The sequence below is a fragment of the Bifidobacterium saguini DSM 23967 genome, assembly GCF_000741715.1.
Classification (GTDB): domain Bacteria; phylum Actinomycetota; class Actinomycetes; order Actinomycetales; family Bifidobacteriaceae; genus Bifidobacterium; species Bifidobacterium saguini.
The window spans coordinates 297580-314561 of the sequence record NZ_JGZN01000003.1 but is presented as its reverse complement, the minus strand read 5'-3'; the positions used below and the strand labels follow the sequence as shown (position 1 = coordinate 314561).

14 protein-coding genes are annotated in these 16982 nt (G+C 55.7%); 5 read left to right on the top strand and 9 right to left on the bottom strand.

Annotation, left to right across the window (positions count from 1 at the left end):
* Positions 1–39: 39 nt before the first annotated feature.
* Positions 40–888 (bottom strand): YlbL family protein, encoded by an 849-nt coding sequence (locus BISA_RS01375; RefSeq protein WP_033889810.1) that lies wholly within the window; start codon positions 886–888, stop codon positions 40–42.
* Between the two features lie 166 nt (positions 889–1054).
* On the opposite strand from BISA_RS01375, the gene BISA_RS01370 reads away from it, so the two are divergent.
* Positions 1055–2758, top strand: a complete 1704-nt coding sequence (locus BISA_RS01370) for a zinc-dependent metalloprotease (RefSeq protein WP_033889717.1) — start codon at positions 1055–1057, stop codon at positions 2756–2758.
* A gap of 25 nt (positions 2759–2783) precedes the next feature.
* On the opposite strand, the gene BISA_RS01365 is transcribed toward BISA_RS01370, so the two are convergent.
* The gene (locus BISA_RS01365; protein WP_081889954.1) at positions 2784–4346 is read right to left on the bottom strand and encodes an ATP-dependent helicase; all 1563 of its coding nucleotides are present in this window, start codon (positions 4344–4346) and stop codon (positions 2784–2786) included.
* 111 nt (positions 4347–4457) lie between these two features.
* Here BISA_RS01365 and BISA_RS01360 point away from each other — a divergent pair, with 111 nt between their 5' ends.
* Together BISA_RS01360 and BISA_RS01355 are read left to right on the top strand one after the other, a co-directional pair.
* Positions 4458–6164, top strand: coding sequence for a phosphotransferase (locus tag BISA_RS01360; protein ID WP_033889715.1), 1707 nt, complete (start codon positions 4458–4460; stop codon positions 6162–6164).
* Between the two features lie 56 nt (positions 6165–6220).
* On the top strand, positions 6221–6445 hold the full coding sequence (locus BISA_RS01355; protein WP_033889714.1) for a DUF3107 domain-containing protein: 225 nt from the start codon (positions 6221–6223) through the stop codon (positions 6443–6445).
* A gap of 69 nt (positions 6446–6514) precedes the next feature.
* Here the strand turns inward: BISA_RS01355 and BISA_RS01350 are convergent, their stop codons facing one another.
* The 6 genes from BISA_RS01350 to BISA_RS01325 all read right to left on the bottom strand — a co-directional run bounded on the left by BISA_RS01350 (position 6515) and on the right by BISA_RS01325 (position 14223).
* A complete protein-coding gene (locus tag BISA_RS01350; protein WP_033889713.1) occupies positions 6515–7573 on the bottom strand; it encodes a LacI family DNA-binding transcriptional regulator in 1059 nt (352 codons plus the stop codon).
* 43 nt (positions 7574–7616) lie between these two features.
* The gene (locus BISA_RS01345; RefSeq protein ID WP_033889712.1) at positions 7617–9698 is read right to left on the bottom strand and encodes a beta-galactosidase; all 2082 of its coding nucleotides are present in this window, start codon (positions 9696–9698) and stop codon (positions 7617–7619) included.
* A 68-nt stretch (positions 9699–9766) separates the two neighbouring features.
* On the bottom strand, positions 9767–10774 hold the full coding sequence (locus tag BISA_RS01340; protein WP_033889710.1) for a carbohydrate ABC transporter permease: 1008 nt from the start codon (positions 10772–10774) through the stop codon (positions 9767–9769).
* A gap of 2 nt (positions 10775–10776) precedes the next feature.
* Positions 10777–11712, bottom strand: coding sequence for a carbohydrate ABC transporter permease (locus BISA_RS01335; RefSeq protein WP_161786493.1), 936 nt, complete (start codon positions 11710–11712; stop codon positions 10777–10779).
* Between the two features lie 96 nt (positions 11713–11808).
* Entirely contained in the window at positions 11809–13161 is a 1353-nt protein-coding gene (locus BISA_RS01330; protein WP_033889709.1) for an ABC transporter substrate-binding protein, read from the bottom strand.
* A gap of 168 nt (positions 13162–13329) precedes the next feature.
* The gene (locus BISA_RS01325) at positions 13330–14223 is read right to left on the bottom strand and encodes a PHP domain-containing protein (protein WP_081889953.1); all 894 of its coding nucleotides are present in this window, start codon (positions 14221–14223) and stop codon (positions 13330–13332) included.
* 212 nt (positions 14224–14435) lie between these two features.
* Between BISA_RS01325 and BISA_RS01320 the strand changes: the two genes are divergently transcribed.
* Positions 14436–15125: a vitamin K epoxide reductase family protein gene (locus BISA_RS01320; RefSeq protein ID WP_051917261.1), complete on the top strand. Its 690-nt coding sequence runs from the start codon at positions 14436–14438 to the stop codon at positions 15123–15125.
* A 104-nt stretch (positions 15126–15229) separates the two neighbouring features.
* Here BISA_RS01320 and dapF read toward each other — a convergent pair whose 3' ends face one another.
* On the bottom strand, positions 15230–16123 hold the full coding sequence (gene dapF, locus BISA_RS01315) for a diaminopimelate epimerase (RefSeq protein ID WP_033889707.1): 894 nt from the start codon (positions 16121–16123) through the stop codon (positions 15230–15232).
* Positions 16124–16174: 51 nt separating this feature from the next.
* Between dapF and murI the strand changes: the two genes are divergently transcribed.
* Complete coding sequence (gene murI, locus BISA_RS01310; RefSeq protein ID WP_033889706.1) at positions 16175–16969, top strand: glutamate racemase; 795 nt, start codon at positions 16175–16177, stop codon at positions 16967–16969.
* Positions 16970–16982 lie beyond the last annotated feature (13 nt).

Below are 16982 nucleotides of genomic sequence, written 5' to 3'. Positions count from 1 at the left end.
CCCTCATTGGTGAATCAATGACAAGCCCATTTTCTAGGCTCAGGCGGTGCAGTGAGGCAGCTGATCGCCCTGCCCTTTCCCGATGGCCACCAATGCCTGATACGCCTCATCCAAAGTGGCGACCTTCACATCGCGTAAACCTTGTGGCACATGGCCCACGACCTCGCTGCAGTTGTCTTTGGGAGCCAGGAACCATGTGGCACCATCTCGTTTGGCACCCAGCATTTTGAGTCGGATACCGCCGATTTTTCCTACTTTGCCCTTGGCGTTAATCGTGCCGGTACCGGCAATGGTTTGTCCGCCACTCTCGTTGGCCGCGGTGAGCTTATCAATCAGTCCCAAGGTGTACATCATGCCGGCTGAGGGACCACCGATCTTATCCACATGCATGGCAACATGTGCTCCCTGCAACAATGAGGCGTCAACGCCTAATTCGCTGGCATGATTCTTCACATACTTGAGGCCAACCGAACTTGCTTCGTCTTGCGAACCGGACATGTCCGAATCCACCTTCTGCTGGTATTCGTCGGCTGTCTGCCCCACGGGAACCACGGCTTCACGCGGCATAATCTCCATATGCGGATTGACCCAAGCCCACACCGCCTGCGCGTTGACGATAGGATATCCCGGCACGCCGGAAGCACTGACCGTAACCAAAAGCAGCTTGCCGGAATCCTTATATGTGCGCACCTGCGTGCCGGAAACGGCGATCACGTCATCACCGTCAACCTTTCCCAACACATCCTGAGTAGGCCCTGGCATCTCGATGACATAGGCGCTGGGCAGCACAAGCACCACAATGGCGAGCATCACCGCCACGGCTCCCGCAAAGTATTGCGGCGAGCGCGATGCCACATAGTGTTTCAGGCATTTGCAACGTGCGAACATATCCACAAACATAGCCAATAGTGTATGCGCAGGCAGGAAAACCTCGTTCCAATCCTTTCACCTTGAATGCATATTCTCGCTCGGCCTCAGGCGAACGGCGCGGGCACAGCATACACTTGTGGTAACTCATCTTGGAGAAACCATCACGCGGTAAAGAAGGACACGCATGGACGACAACGCTATTCACGAATGGCTCATCAAGTGCTTCGGCCCTATTCAGGGCGAAATAGCATGGCAGCAAATCAGCCAGCTTCCTGAGGAGATTCGCGAACAGCTGATGAGTCAGGATCCGAGCCGTTTGCCTGACCCGTCTGAAGTGCAGCAGATGATGGCTGCGTTTACCGCTGGTGGCCTGAATACCATGTCTGATATGCAGCGCACGGTTGAAGAGGGGCCGATTAACGTCAAGTTGGCGAAGTCCATTGCTCTGCAACAGGCCAACGCCTCCGGTTCTGATTCGAGCGTGTCTGCGGTGGATGGCGAGGCCGCACGCCGTGCGATGAGCGAAGCGAACCTTTGGCTGGATACTGCTTGTGAGTTCAATCCCGCCCCTGGAGAGCCGGATGTGCTCACCCGCGCAGCATGGGTGGAAGGCACTATTGATCAGTGGGCCAAGTTTGCAGCACCGGTTGCTGAATCCATGAATGATGCTCTTGCTTCCGTGATTTCCGAACGTCTCGGCGGCATGTTGGGCGATGGTGAGGGTGAGATCGCCGGCATGTTCGCCGGCCCTGTGCCGATTCCAATTCCTGACGGCATGAAGGATCCCGCTCAGCTTATGAAGCTGCTAGGCAATACGTCTTTTGCCATGCAATTGGGTCATGCAGCCGGCAACCTGAGCCATGAAGTGCATGGCAGTTTCGATCAGGGTATCGCACTGCTGAAGAACCCTGCGGGTGGTCTTATTGCACAGAACGCCACCGAATATGCGGCCCTGTTGAACGGACAGTCTTCGAACACCGCGGATTCCAAGGATGCTACCGCCAACCATCCGATAGGCTTTACCTCCGCCAGCTCGAATGCGGATGATTCGGATACTAATGCAGCTCAATCCAATGATGCATCTGCTCAGGATGCCAAGCTGAACGCGGAGTTTGAAGCGGCTTTCGCGGACTTCAATACCGTTGAGCACATTCCCGAATCCGAGGTGCTCTCCTTCCTGGCCTTGCAGGAGATGGCCCATGCTCGACTGTATGCATCGGTGCCTTGGCTGATGCCTCGTTTTGAAGCCCTGATCGGCAAATATGCACGCGGCATTTCCATCGATTTGGATGCTATGGAAGAACAGTTGCGTGACGCCACTGCTATGGATCCGGAGTCGATTTCCGGCGCCGTGAACCTCACCAAAGTCGGCATTCCGGATACGCCGGAGCAACGTGAAGCGTTGGCTTCGTTGGAATCCTTGCTGGCTATGGTCGAAGGATGGGTTGATTGTGTGGTGTGGCGAGCCGGCATGGCACATTTGCCGCATATCGAACAGTTGCGTGAGATGATGCGCCGCGAGCGCGCTATGGGCGGCCCTGCCGAGCGCACGTTCGAGAGTCTGCTTGGTTTGCAGCTGCGTCCGAAGCGTATGCGTGAAGCTGCAGGATTGTGGGATATGATTACCGCCGCTGAAGGCTCCGAAGCCCGCGATGCCAAGTGGTCCCATCCTGATCTTCTGCCGACGTTGCCTGCAGAACAGAGCAATGCGCAGTCTGCGGACAACGCTCAGGCAGGCTCGGCGGCGGACTCCAGCGACGCTCATACCAATCATCCGGCCGCAGACGGTAAGTCTTCGGATATTGATTGGGATGCCGAACTGTCCAAGTTGCTTGGTGAAGGCGATGCCGACACCAAGGATGGTGACGACCAGCCCACCGACGAGTAAGGCTTAGCCGTTCATATCATTCTCATCACGAGAGGAACCGGGACGGACGGCGCTGTTGGGCGCCGTATCCGTCTTTGGTCCTGGCAAAGGATACATGCAGTGAATCCTGTGCTCGGGTGATGCCCACGTACATGAGGCGTCGCTCCTCCTCCAATGCTTCGCCTGATTCCGGAGCACCATATGGCAGTAGTCCTTCAGAACATCCGATGAGGAATACATGGTCGAATTCCAGACCTTTGGATGCATGAATGGTGGATATGGTTACTCCGGGATCCTCAACGAGCGTATTCCCGCTGGCGTTTAATCCGAGAGCTTCCAAAATCGCTCGTTTGGATGCTGCATCATCAGCGAGCGCGGATGACTGCCATCCTGCATCTTTGCGTATTCGGAATTTCATTCCTGCCTGGCGCAAAGCTGCAGCGAAAACCTGCTGTTGCGCGTTGATGCGAGTCAATATCGCGCAATCGGATGGTTTGGCGCCTTGTTGAATCAGGCGCAGTATTCGGGCGACTACACCTTGCGCTTCTTCAATATCGGTTTCGTAAACTGTTCTGCTCACACGGGCACCGGATTGTCTGGCGGAAACGAGTTTGAGATAGTCTTGCCTGTCGGGAGCGGCGGCAAGCACCTTATTGGCGAGCGAGACTATTTGCGGCGTGGAACGATAGTCCGTGTTCAAATCGATGTCTGCGGCCAGGGGGCCGAATTCGTCGGCGAATCGGAGCAAATCCCAACTGGATGCGCCTGCGAATGAGTAGATGGTCTGCGCAGGGTCTCCCACTACGCATACGTTTCGGTTCAAGATGGTTGCGTCGTTTAAGCTTCCTCCGCCAAGCCACAAGGTCATCAATCGATGCTGGAGTGGGGAAATATCCTGATACTCATCCACTGTGAGCCAGCCGATGGATGAGCGAATCTGTGCGGCGGCTTCGGGAAAATCATCCATGATGTGACAGACCAGAAGCAGAATGTCGTCAAAATCAATTTCACCTCGAGATGTTTTCTCCTGCTCGTAGGCGGCGTAGATATCGGCGAATCGGTTCGGTTCAAGGCCTGCTGGCGGCAGGTGATGCGCGCGCATACACACACTGGCATAGTCTTGGAGGGCGATCAGGGAGACTTTAGCCCAATTGATTTCGGCGAGAACATCACGGACCATAATCGGATCCGTATCGGCATTGGCACTGACTCGTGTAATGGCACGGGATACCACATCTCTTTGATCTTCGATGAGATGCGGGAATGGAGCGTCGCACACGTCCTCCCATACGCTGTTGAGCTGGTGCAGGGCCGCGGAGTGGAAGGTGGCTGCGGTTACCCCGCCTGCGGCACCGCCGCGCGCATCGGCAAGACCGAGTTGGGTGAGGCGCGCGCGCATTTCGGCTGCAGCCTTTACCGAAAAGGTGACGGCAAGTACCTGTTCGGGCCTCCATGCTCCGGTGGCGCAGGCATAGGCGATGCGGCGGGTCACCGTGCGGGTTTTACCGGCACCGGCTCCTGCAATGATTCGTACAGGGCCCTGCAGCGTGGTGGCGGCCTTGCGCTGCCGCTCGTCAAGCCCTTCAAGAATATTCTGCGCCTGTTCCATGCTCTCCATTGTGACACGTTGCCAGTTTTCCCGCATCGGCGTCCAATTCACGAACTTTGAGCCCGCGCCACGCCCCTCAAAGCGCAAGGCATGTATTAGTGTGGAAGGGTGATGAGACGAAGCAATTACATGTTGGCGGCATTGACCTCGGCCGTCCTGCCGAATCTGGCCGTTGCCGGCGTAAGGGAGAGTACCCAGCAAAGCGCGACCGATCAGGCCAAGGGCATTGACCAGGCGGTGATACAGGATGCCTCCGGCAAACTGTACGACGTATATGCCACCGACACCAAGGAAGGGCGCACCCGTTTGATTCGGCGTGTACAGGCAGCGCAAACATTGTCTGCCGCCCGCGAGCCGGGCGGTCTTGGCTTCGGTTTGGATCGCATCATTGCATTTGCCCCGGGCAACGTGCCACAACCAGGGGCCACTTCCACCGCTCAGGCGCTAGATCAGTCTCCGGCCGCTGCAGCCAAGAAGCCAGTGAAACCGGGTCCCACCGGCGAAACGACGGTAATGATCGCCTCTCATCTGGATGGACAGGCCCGCTCGCTTGACTTACTCACCTTGGATGATTGCGCTTCCGTAGGCACCGCATTGGGCGCGATTCATCGTCTTCCCACCGCATTCCTTAAAGCTTCCAAATACCCTGTGTTCACCACTGGCCAGATTCGCTCGCAGCTGATTGCCTGGATCAAGCGTTTGCGGGCTGCTGGTCACGTACCGCAGGAAATCACCAACAGTTGGGCTCGCATTATTGAAACCGAGGGCTTGTGGTCGTTCGCCACTTGCACGGTGCATGGCGGATTCTCTGACGGTGATCTGTTGTTCTCCGGTTCCACCATTACCGCCATTACGAATTGGCAGGATATGCAGGTCAATGATCCGGCCCGCGATTTGGCTTGGATTTTCGGCAAGCTCGATGAGTCGCATCGCAATGCCGTGCTTTCCGCGTATGGCCGCATGATGGGCTCGCGTTTGGATGATCTTATTATGCTGCGAGCCAATTTGTGGCTGCAGATGGAGCAGGTGGGCGAATTCATTTCCGCATTGAACCGTGCGGATAACGATCGAATTATCCAGTTCAAAGCGCAGGTGGAGCGTCTTGCGCACCAGTTGGGTGTTATTAATCGTTCGACGGCCACTACCGCATCGCAGTCTCATGCTTCCGGCAAATCCGGCGATAATCCATCCACGATTACCGTGGGTACTTTGTTGAATGATGATGCGAAGAAGTCTCAGCACAGCAATACTGCAGCTCAACCATCTGATGTTGCTGCTGCATCTGCATCACCAGCAACATCAGATGATACGAACGATCCTGATCGCACAGGCTCTGCGGATATTATCGCAGCCGGCAGCGTTGATGTAACGCCTAAGGTCACCACTGCCGCGGTACGTCAAGCCGCCCAGACTATGGCGGCGGCAAATCAGGATGATCAGACCGCAAACCGTCCTGTGACCGCTACCGGTTCCACCAAGCCGCAGCCGGCAAATGAGCCTCGCCCGGCTTCCGCATCCACCATCACGTTGAAAGAGCTCATTGACATGAATGAGCGCGAGCAGGCGAAACAGTCCGCGGATGCCGTGAACGCTCCGGCACCGATGGATGCCGCGCAGCAACAGGCTGCCGCAGCGGATGACGATGACGACGACACCGGCGAACATGCCCCGCAGTCATGGAATTCAGTGGAAACCACGGTGATTCCGCTGTTGGAACGGGAGGAACGCGCGTTGCGAGATGCGCGAGCCGGTCTCAGCGGATACGATCACGAAGGCAATACCATGACCAGCCAGCAGGCTTCCACGCCACAGGCGTAACCCGCAAGCGTACGGCACAATAGCACATATAACCATTCCATAGAACAAGGAGCATTATGGATATCGAACTGGGCATTCAGAATGTGGCTCGTCCGGTGAACTTCAGCACCGAACAGTCCGCTGATGAAGTGAGCAACGCCATCGCACAGGCTGTTGCTGAAGGCACCACCATCGACCTGACTGACGATAAGGGCCGTCGCATCATCGTACCGGCCAAAGCTCTGGGCTACGCCATCATCGGTTCCGACACCAAGCATGCAGTCGGTTTCGGCGCTCTGTGATCGCCGGTCGAGATAGCTGAAAACAAGCGAATTAATCCCTCTGACCAAAACAGTCAGAGGGATTATTGTTTATCGCGTAGAGGCTCGTGCAATGACTTGCGATGAGCAGGTCAGCAGTTCCGGTTCGGTGATCTTTCCTCGAATGCGGCCGAGGATACGATTCACAGCAGTCGGAGCCGTCCATTCCAACCGGGAATCCATAGTGGTAAGTGGAATCTGCAAATATGGGGCTTCTTCAATGTTGTCGAAGCCGATGACCTGCACTTGCTTGGGCACATCGTATCCCGAAATGCGCAGCGCAGTCAGCGCCCCAATGGCCAATTGATCGTTCAATGCCACTACCCCATCGAATGGCACTCCTGAATCAATCAGCTGTTGGGTTACCCGAGCGCCAGCGCCGATGGTCCAATCCTGATTCGTAGCGCCAATCAGTCGCGGGTCAATGGTCAATCCTCTACGATGAGCCTCTTCAATCACGCCACGCAAACGAAGCTGTGCGTTACCTTCAATCGATTGCAGCAAAGCGGCTTCATCATATGCGCCTCGAGCACCAACTACAGCAAGACGACTGGAGCCATGATCGTAGAGATAGCCTGCCGCTTGAGCCGCTGCATTCACATCATCCGGAGTCACATGGTCGGCAATACCCCATGTGGTACGGGCACCGACCACGACCAGAGGAAAATCAACATCCAAATCGGCTTTGCTGATGTTCTCCACCTCACTCATGGAGAGAATCATGCCGTCAGACACGGTGGAATTGAATTTCTTCAACACATCGCGAGCACCTTTGGCGGATCCTTCGGCATATGTGGTCACGTATACGGAGTAATCATGCTGGCGTGCGGCATCAATCGTACGGTTCGCCAACTCGGCCAGATATGGAGGCGTGAGCGATGGCACCGCGAGCGTAATGAACCCGGTATGATTGCGGCTTAAATTACGGGCGGCCACATTCACCTGATATCCGAGTTCTTTGATAACCGCTTCGACTTTAGTTCTGGTCTCGCTGCTCATGCGGCCGGAACCGTTGATGACATTCGAAGCGGTTTTGAGCGAGACACCGGCCGTCTGAGCCACGTCGCGCAGTGTTACGCGCCTTTTTGCTCCCGGATGTGTCTCGCTCACCTGAAACTCCCTCGCTAGGCCATGCGTTGATTCAATAACAGCGTTATTCTACCCGCTTGGTGATGAGTATGGAATTTCTGTGCAACACGTATTCACCGCGCGTCGAACCGTTTGTGCACCGGTAAGCGATGACAGGTTCACCGTCAATGTTCGTCATACTCACCGGCTGCCAATCGCGGTTGAGATAGCAATCGAATCTGGTGCCATCCGCTGCTCGGCGAATGGTGTGCACAACCCGCGAATCATCGACTTCAATACCAAGCGACTCCGCCAACAGAGCGATGCCCTGCCGGTCCAGATCGCAGCCAACGTAGACGGCGGTTCCGCTCCCGTACGGATGGCTGGTGATGGCGGGAACAGCATCCAGTTCCCAATCGAAGGCTTCCGCACCTGCATATGAGGCTATAACCGTGGTATTAGCGGCAATGGAGGTCACATCATTCTGCCAGAGCTTTGACGTGCACCCATTGGTGAGCGTAATCGCGTTTGGCTCACCTTCGGCTTTATCCCCAAGAATGTTGAATTCTTCGCTGCGTATGCCGAGCATTTCACGCAAAAGTCCTTGCCCAGCACCCGGGTAGCCACCGAGTCCAACGCGGAAATGCTCATCGATAATGCCTGTGGCGTAACCGATGACCACTGTGCCTCCGGCTTGCACGAAATTCGCTATACGCTGGGCATCATGGTCGGATAGGATCAGCACTGTGGGCAGGATGATGGTCTGGTAGTTACTCCAGTCGTAGGCCAACGGCACCACATCGGCGCGATGCCCGGCATCTAGCAGACCTCGGTACCAGTCGCGCACGTCATGCCAATGGTTGAGTTTCATGCTCGGCAGCGTCTGGCTGCGTGTGGCCCATTCCGATTCGGCACTGAAGAGGATGGCTGTATCGGCGCGCTGCAGTTCCGTGCCTTGCAGACCAGCCTCAGACAATGTGTGCAATGCTTCACCTAGCTCGCGCACGCCACGGAAAATCTTGGAATCCTCCCCTGCATGCGGCAGCATCGCTGAATGGAATGCTTCAGCACCAGATGCAGACTGCCGCCATTGGAAGAAGTTGATGGCATCCGCACCCATAGCCACATGAGCCAAAGCGTCACGCATGAGTTCGCCGTGACGTTTGCGCGCATTCAGCGGCTTCCATTGCACGGAAGAAGTGGAATGTTCCATCACATACCAAGGTTTGCCCAAGGCGAGCGAATCCATGAGCGCATCCGAGCACAGCAGCTCATCCACATGGGATTCACCCTCATGGAAGTAGTGATCGTTGGATACGAAGTCCACTTCGTCCGCCCACTTGGCGTAGTCCATCGTGCACTGATCGGTGGAAACCATAAAGTTTGTGGTGAATGGCTTATCCGGGCAGATTTCAGCGATGGCATCACGCTCGGCTTTGTAGAAGTCGAGCAGCATATCGTTGCCGAACCGCTCATAGTCGAGCTGTTGAGCCGGGTTCACCATCGCGTCGCCACCCATATGGCGCGGCAGTAATACTTCGCTAAAATCGTTGACATGCTGGGACCAGAACGCCGTACCCCATGCTTCATTCAGCTGCTCAATACTGCCGTATTTGGCTTCACACCATGAGCGGAAAGCGTTGAGGGCGTTATCCGAGTAGTCGTACCGGTTATTCCATCCGTATTCGTTGCCCATATGCCATGCGGTGATATATGGATTGTTCTTATAATGTTCGGCGAGTTTGCGGCATAGGGTGAGCGCATACTCTTTGAACACCGGGCTTGTGGGCTGCCAGGATTGGCGGGAACCAGCATTGACGGTATGGCCATATTTATCTTGAGGCAGCACTTCCGGATGTTTGACATACAGCCACATTGGAGCTGAGGCTGTGGCGGAAGCAAGATCGACGGCGATGCCTGCTTCGCCCAGCTTGCTGATAACAGCATCAAGCCAATCGAACGTGAACTCACCTTCTTGAGGCTCGATTTTATCCCAGCTGAAAATAGCAAGAGCCACGGTATTGACATGCGCCTCGCGCATCAGGCGAATATCCTCATCCACCATGCTATCCGGCCATTGATCGGGATTGTAGTCACCGCCGTATGCGATGCCACGACCGTCGCTCGTCAACAATGCTGGCCATTGAAACGGTCTGCGTGCTGCCATGATGCTTCCTTGTATGTTGTTGATGCTGGCTCCCCTCTCTGGAGGGGAGCCGATAGTGAATTATTCAATCATTCCTTGACGGCACCTGCCGCGAGGCCCGATTGCCAGTACTTCTGCAGGCACAGGAAGGAAATGACCAACGGGATGATCGTAATCAGGGAGCCCGTGATCACCAGGTTCTGGATGGCCTGGCCACCAGCCGTGCTGGCCTGATCTTTCCACTGGTTCAGACCGATGGTCAGCGGGTACCAGTTGGAATCCTTCAACATGATCAACGGCAGGAAGTAGTTATTCCACGTAGCCACGATGGCGAACAGAGCAGTGGTCACAATGCCAGGGGCAAGCAGTGGCAAGGAAATCTGGAAGAAGGTGCGGAACTCTCCAGCACCATCCACACGAGCGGCCTCCAGCAGTTCATCCGGCACAGCCTGATCAGAGAAAATCCACATGAGGTACAGCCCGAATGTGGACACCAAGCTGGGGATAATCATGGACCACGGGGTGTTGGTCAGGTTCAGTTTGGCGAACAGCAGGAACTGCGGCACGGCCAGCGCGATGCCCGGCACGGAGATGGCTCCAATGATGATGGCGAAGCACAGGTTGCGGCCTGGGAAGCGGAATTTCGCGAGGGCGTAGCCACCCATGATGGCCAGCAGGGTTGCACCGCCTGCACCCACCACCACATAGAGGATGGTGTTGATGAACCAGCGACCGAAGATGCCATCCTGATAGGTGAATACGGTGACGATGTTGTCCCACAGGGCGAAGGTCTTGCCGAAGCCCATGCCGAAGGTACTGGTGAAGTCAGCCTGAGTCTTCGTGGCGTTAATCATCAGGTAAGCGAACGGGAACAAGCAGTAGATCGCGAAAATCGCACAGACGACGGTCAAACCGATGGAACGGGTCGGGTTAGCCGGATTGGAGAACCCATTCTTGGCGGCGCGCTTACGCTCGGCCTTCTCATCGGCGGCGATGCGCTTCTGACGAGCCTTTTCCGCTGCCTTAGCGGCCCTTTCCTGAGCCTTGAGCTCCGAGGCGGTGAGGCGTCCGGTTGAAGTCATAGTTGCAGTGCTCATGGTTACTTCATCTGCTCCTTCATGCTCTTAAGCTGCACAATATATGCAATGGCCATAGTGATAATTGCCATAACGATGGCCAGAGCCGCGGCATAATTCGACTGATTGCCGGAGAAGCTCAGGTTGTACGCGTACATGTTCGGCGTGTAATACGTGGTGATCGCGTTGCCCGGCACCATGTTCTGCAAAATGCTCGGTTCGTTGAACAACTGGAAGCTGCCAATGATGGAGAAGATCACCGTGATCGCCAGAGAACCCTTCAGCTCCGGCAGCTTGATCGACTTGACAATCTGCCACTCGGAAGCACCATCGATACTGGCCGCCTCATACAGGGAGTGCGGAATCGTGGACAGGGAGCTGTAGAAAATCAGCATGTTGTAGCCGGTGAACTCCCAGGTGTTGATGTTTGCGATGGCGGCAAGCAGCACATCTGGACTCAACACATCGATATGGGTGCCGAAGAAGCTGTTAAAGCTGCCGACCAGGCCGTATTTGGCGCCGTATACGAAGCCCCAGATTAATGTGGACACCACGGCGGGCACTGCGTAGGGCAAGAAGGTGGAGATGCGGAAGAACTTCGTGCCGTGCAGCTTCATCGAATCCAATGCCAATGCCATAGCTGCCGCGAGGAAGAGCATAACCGGCACCTGGAAGATGGTGAAGATTGCCACGCGACCGACCGAGCTCCAGAACTGCTGGTCGACAAGCAGTCGCTGGTAGTTCTCCAGTGCGACGAACTTGGTGCCGCCAATCATCTGCTTCTTGAAGAAGCTGATGTAAATGGCATAGCAAATCGGGATGATGAACACGAAGATGAACACCACTGCGAACGGCCACATGAACTTCCATCCACGCCAATCCGCCTTATGTTTGTTGATTCGTGCTTGGGGCATATGTGCCCCCGCCATTTCCGGGCTCACGCCTATTGGTTGTGTCATTGCTTTTCTCTTTCCATCAGCCTTCCGGGCATGAAAAGAGCGGGGATACTGGGGTGTATCCCCGCTCCTAACTACCCGGCTTGTGCCGGCGTGATTTTACTTGACGGTGACGGTGTAGCCCTGCTGTTCGCCCTGCTCGGCCAGCTTCTTGCCGTAGTTTTCAAGTGCCTGCTCCAAAGTGATATCACCGGTGTAGGCCTTGGAAACCTCGTCGCCATAAGAGGACTGGGCGAACGGGTTGTACGGCAGGTACTGGAACTTCTCGGTTGGGCGCTGTGCGGCCTCGGAGAGCACTTCGTTCACGTTCTGGCCGCCGAAGTAGTCGTTGGTCTTCTTGTTGGCTTCGGTGGTCGGATCGGTGAAGGAATCGGAGGCGAGAATCTTCTTCAGGGACGGGAAGGTACCGGTATCGGCCATGACCTGAGCGCCATCACCGTGGGTCATGTACTCGACGAACTTGTAGGCTGCAGCCTGGTTCTTGGAGAGCTTGACCACGGCGAGTGCAGAACCGCCATCTTCGGCGGAGACTTCCTGGCCTTCCTCCCACTGCGGCAGTTGGGCGACGCGCCAGTTGCCAGCCTGGTCGGGAGCACCGGTCATCAGATTAATCGGCATCCAAGCACCGATGGTCAGGGATGCAATGGTACCGTCGTTGAGCTCACGGTTCCAATCGTCGGACCAGTTCGGGGTCTTGGTGTCTACGAGGTCTTCGTCGATGAGCTTCTGGACGAACTTGATGTAGCGCTGCATGCCCTCGTCCTTGGTCATGTTGATGGTGATCTTCTCTCCGTCAACCTTCCAAGGCTGAGCACCGGCCTGCCAGATCTGTGCGGTGAATGGCTGGTAGTCGTTGGAGGTGCCAGCCAAGTTGGTGATGTAGGACCCGGTGGCGCGAATCTTCTTGGCCGCCTCGTAGTAGTCGTCCCAGGTCTTGATGGATTCGCCGTCCACACCGGCCTTGTCGAATACAGCCTTGTTGTAGAAGAACATTTCCGGGCCGGAATCAATCGGCAGTGCGTACGGCTTGCTGTTGTACTGAAGCTTGTTCCACGGGCCGGCTGCGAAATCATCGGCAAGCTTGTCCGCACCAAATTCACTCAGATCCACGAGGCCGTCAGTGACTGCGAACTGGGTGACGGTCGGGTCTTCGAGCATCACGACATCCGGAGCGCCGTTACCGGCTGCGATGGCGTTGGAAAGCGCGGTGGAGGTCTTCTCGGCAGTACCGGTGTTGTTGAACTTCACGGTGATGCCAGGGTTGGCCTTCTCAAACTTGGCGATAATGTCTTTCATGGAATTGCCGGAATCCCAGCCCCAGAACACCAGTTCGGCCTTATCGGCATCGCCCTTGTTGGCGTTGCTGTCGCCGCTGCCGTTGCCGCACGCTGCGAGGCCGACGAGGGTGGCGACTGCTGCCGTTGCCGCGATGACCTTCTTTGTGTTGCGCATGATGATTCTCCTCCTACCCCATTGTTCGGGATGTTTCTTTGGTACAACTGTGTACCAATACCACTGATGATACACCCGTGTACCAAAATGTCAAACTTCACGACACGCCACGACTATCATCGCGATTTTTCAATAAAACGGGCCGATAAGCCAGCCCCGCTTGTAGACCTACCGATACAGCGGCAGCACACCACGGCTTACGATTTCCGCCACGGTCGCCTCATCGGTGAGATTCTCCCCCAGCAGATTCGGCTTACCCTTGCCATGCCAGTCCGAACCACCGGTAACAAGCAAATGAAAACGACTGCACAGCCCAAGCAAACGCTCACGCTGCTCCGGTGGATTGCCCCGATGCCACACTTCCAAGCCATCCAAACCTTCATCAACCAGTGATGCAATCTGCTCGTCAGACAGTAGCCGGCGATTGCGACTCAAATCCGCTGCATGCGCCACCAGAATCACGCCACCGGCCTCTTTGATAGCCGCCACCACTTCATGCGTGGTGGGCGAAGGCGTTGGAATATAGTACTTGGACGAGGAGTTGACCGCATCGGCAAAGGCCTCGGAACGATTCTCATATACGCCGGCGCTCACCAATGCGTCAGCGATATGCGGCCGCCCGATGGTGGTCTTACTCCCCTCTTTCACCTGCGCCAACACCGATTCCCAAGAAATCGGATAATCATGAGACATAAGCTCAACCATCCGCTGCGTACGGCGCAGACGAGCCTCACGAGTGGAAGCGAACAGCTCAACAATGCGCGAATTCTTCGGGTCATACTGATAGCCGAGCATATGCACCGAAACACCCTGATCCGTAGCCGTGATTTCCGTGCCACGCAGCAGAGGCAATCCCACTTCGCGCGCGCCAGCTTCAGCATCAAGCCATCCGGCCGTCGTATCATGATCGGAAATAGCGACGCCCTTCAGCCCCTGTGCCCTGCATTGTGCAGCAAGAACAGCCGGCGTTTCCGTACCATCGGAAAACACGGTGTGGCAATGAATGTCCCAGCCGGTTTTCGGCGGGGCCACAGGCATCTCATATCCAGTCATACGTTCCATCGTAACCGCATATTCGGCATGTCTACGCCAAACAGAGCAGAACAAACCGTAGCAACGAATACTCACAGCACTGGAATCATTACCGCGCTTCTCTCAACCATCCCGAGTAATCCCTCCCAGCACCCTCACTGTTCAGTCAACCGTTTCAATGCCGCAAAGAGACGGCGAGGGGCGCGGCTATGGTAGAACACAATCGAACGGTAAGGGGAATCATGGCTCGCAACACTGAAAGCAAACAGAACACTAACTCTATCAGCGGCATCGCGCCAACACCGCTGACAGGATGGCGGCACAGCGCCACATGGACGTATCTCATCATGCTGATCGCCTCAGTAGTGGCGCTCGGCACCTCGTTTATTCTGTCCGCGGAAACCTTGCAACTGGCACGTCACCCTGAAGCACAGCTTGGCTGCGATGTGAATGCCGTCATCTCCTGCACTACCGTGGCACAATCCTGGCAAGCAGAAATCGTGAAGTTCGGCGGTTTGAGCTATCCGAATGCATTCTTCGGCATTGCTGCCGAATCAGTGTTCATTACGATTGCGGTAATTGGTCTCGCCCGAGTACGCGTGCCACGCTGGTTCGCCACCTGCACTTGGCTGGGCGGACTTGCCGCACTTGCATACTCGTACTGGCTCAGCACCCAGTCGCTGTTCGTGATTCACGCATTGTGCCCGTGGTGCTTGACGCTGATGTTCTCCACCACCATTCAGTTCATAGCGTTGAGTCACGCAACAGTGGCCGTGCAGGAACTGCCGCACAGTAAAGTCACTAGCAACGTGCCGGCAGGACTTAATAAGTACTATCGTCTGAATTTCGACTTGATGATTGATGTGCTGTGGATTGTGGCCATTGTAACATTGATATTTGTGACTGAAGGTGCCGCGCTGTTTGCCGCATAACAGACGGCAAACAAGCACGCACTTTTCTGGCTTCCCTCAGCCGGCAGGAGGTATTTGGCTCCCCTCTTTTGCACAGGGGAGCCAAATACCTTATTACCCTATGACTACAGCAGTGTGATATCGGCCACAAGAGTAGCGGCACCCGTGAGCTTCACATCCTCGTCGGTCACATCCACGCGCAAAGTACCGCCGCGCACCGTAATATCCCAGTGATCAATACCGGTCTTGGCTCGAAGCACAATGCCGGTAGCACACAAACCGGTGCCGCAGGACAGTGTTTCGCCACAGCCGCGTTCATTGACGCGCATAGTGGCTTCGCCAGTGCCAGCGGCCTCATCAATATCGTCAACGCGTACGAATTCCACGTTCTGGTCAGATTCGATTTCCGGAGCCACCACCGGCTTGGTCACCAAATCGAGCTCTTCAACTACCGGCAGCGAAGCGAACGCATCCTCAATCACCGCCACAACATGCGGATTGCCCATGTCCACGAAAGTGCCGCGTGCGGAACCGGCAGTGCCGGGAATCGTTACCTCGTACGCATCCAGTTCGCCAATCCTCCATGCGCCCATTTCCACCTGGAAGACATCCGCACCATACGGCTTCATATTGCCTTTAGGCGTCAAAATCTTCACACCTGCGCGAGTACCCAGACGGAACGGTTCGGTGGAGTCGGCAACACCTTCTCGCTGAGCAAACAGCGTGATGGCTCGCGTGCCGTTACCGCACATCTCAGCCAACGAACCATCAGCATTGCGGTAATCCATGAACCAGCGCGCGCCGCCTGCAAGCATTTGCGCTATCTGGTCATCATTCAAATCGGAGACGAAATCTGGACGGGTCAGGCGAATCAGGCCATCGGCTCCAATACCGAAATGCCGATCGCACAGGAAGCGCACCTCTTCCGCGGTGGGCTCATACTTGCCGGAGCGGTCAAGGTATACAACGAAATCATTGCCGGTACCATGTGCTTTGGTTACTTGTTTCGGAAGGCTCATGCCTTGTAAGAGTACTCTAGTAATCGACACAATGACAGGAAGGATTCAGGCATGAGTTCGTCGGCTCCAATTGGCGTGTTCGATTCCGGTCTTGGTGGCGTATCTGTGGCCCGGCAAATCGCCAAGGACATGCCAGCCGAGCATGTGCTGTATTTCGGCGATTCAGCCAACGCCCCGTATGGCACTAAGACACCCGAGCAGGTCAAGGCGCTGAGCTTTGCAATAGTTGAGCATTTTGTGCAGCAAGGCGTTAAGGCAGTGGTGATTGCCTGCAATACCGCCACTTCCGCAGCTGTCAACGACCTGCGTGAACATTACGACATTCCAATCATCGGCATGGAACCGGCGTTGAAAGTGGCGTGCGACCGGGGTGACGTACCCTCCGACCCGCATCATATCCCGCAACGTGTAATTGTGGCCGCCACTCCCCTGACTTTGCGCGAGCAGAAATTCGCGAATCTCATGCAGCGTTTTGATTCGGATAATGAGATTTACAAAGAGCCTTGTCCTGATTTGGTGGAAATCGTGGAATCCGGCCAGCTCGGCAATCATCAGCTGGTAATGGATACGCTGCACCGATATTTTGATCAATACGATTTGAACCGTATTGATTCCGTGGTACTGGGCTGCACGCATTTTGTGTTCTACCGTGACTATTTCCGTGAACTGTTGCCTGAGCGCGCAGCCATCATCGACGGCAATGAAGGTACCGTGCGGCATCTGGGCGTGGTGCTTGAATCCTTGGGCAAACTGGCACCGGAAGATGCACGTGGCCGTGTGGACCTCGCCAACTCCGACCCATCCGAGCGTATCGCCACGCTTACACACGAACTGTTGAATCGTTAAAAGTTGTTGAAAG

Bases quoted from the DNA above. Each gene is read 5' to 3' on its own strand.
- BISA_RS01375 (WP_033889810.1), bottom strand. From the start codon at position 888: ATGTTCGCACGTTGCAAATGCCTGAAACACTATGTGGCATCGCGCTCG.
- BISA_RS01370 (WP_033889717.1), top strand. From the start codon at position 1,055: ATGGACGACAACGCTATTCACGAATGGCTCATCAAGTGCTTCGGCCCT.
- BISA_RS01365 (WP_081889954.1), bottom strand. From the start codon at position 4,346: ATGGAACAGGCGCAGAATATTCTTGAAGGGCTTGACGAGCGGCAGCGC.
- BISA_RS01360 (WP_033889715.1), top strand. From the start codon at position 4,458: ATGAGACGAAGCAATTACATGTTGGCGGCATTGACCTCGGCCGTCCTG.
- BISA_RS01355 (WP_033889714.1), top strand. From the start codon at position 6,221: ATGGATATCGAACTGGGCATTCAGAATGTGGCTCGTCCGGTGAACTTC.
- BISA_RS01345 (WP_033889712.1), bottom strand. From the start codon at position 9,698: ATGGCAGCACGCAGACCGTTTCAATGGCCAGCATTGTTGACGAGCGAC.
- BISA_RS01340 (WP_033889710.1), bottom strand. From the start codon at position 10,774: ATGAGCACTGCAACTATGACTTCAACCGGACGCCTCACCGCCTCGGAG.
- BISA_RS01335 (WP_161786493.1), bottom strand. From the start codon at position 11,712: ATGACACAACCAATAGGCGTGAGCCCGGAAATGGCGGGGGCACATATG.
- BISA_RS01330 (WP_033889709.1), bottom strand. From the start codon at position 13,161: ATGCGCAACACAAAGAAGGTCATCGCGGCAACGGCAGCAGTCGCCACC.
- BISA_RS01325 (WP_081889953.1), bottom strand. From the start codon at position 14,223: ATGGAACGTATGACTGGATATGAGATGCCTGTGGCCCCGCCGAAAACC.
- BISA_RS01320 (WP_051917261.1), top strand. From the start codon at position 14,436: ATGGCTCGCAACACTGAAAGCAAACAGAACACTAACTCTATCAGCGGC.
- dapF (WP_033889707.1), bottom strand. From the start codon at position 16,123: ATGAGCCTTCCGAAACAAGTAACCAAAGCACATGGTACCGGCAATGAT.
- murI (WP_033889706.1), top strand. From the start codon at position 16,175: ATGAGTTCGTCGGCTCCAATTGGCGTGTTCGATTCCGGTCTTGGTGGC.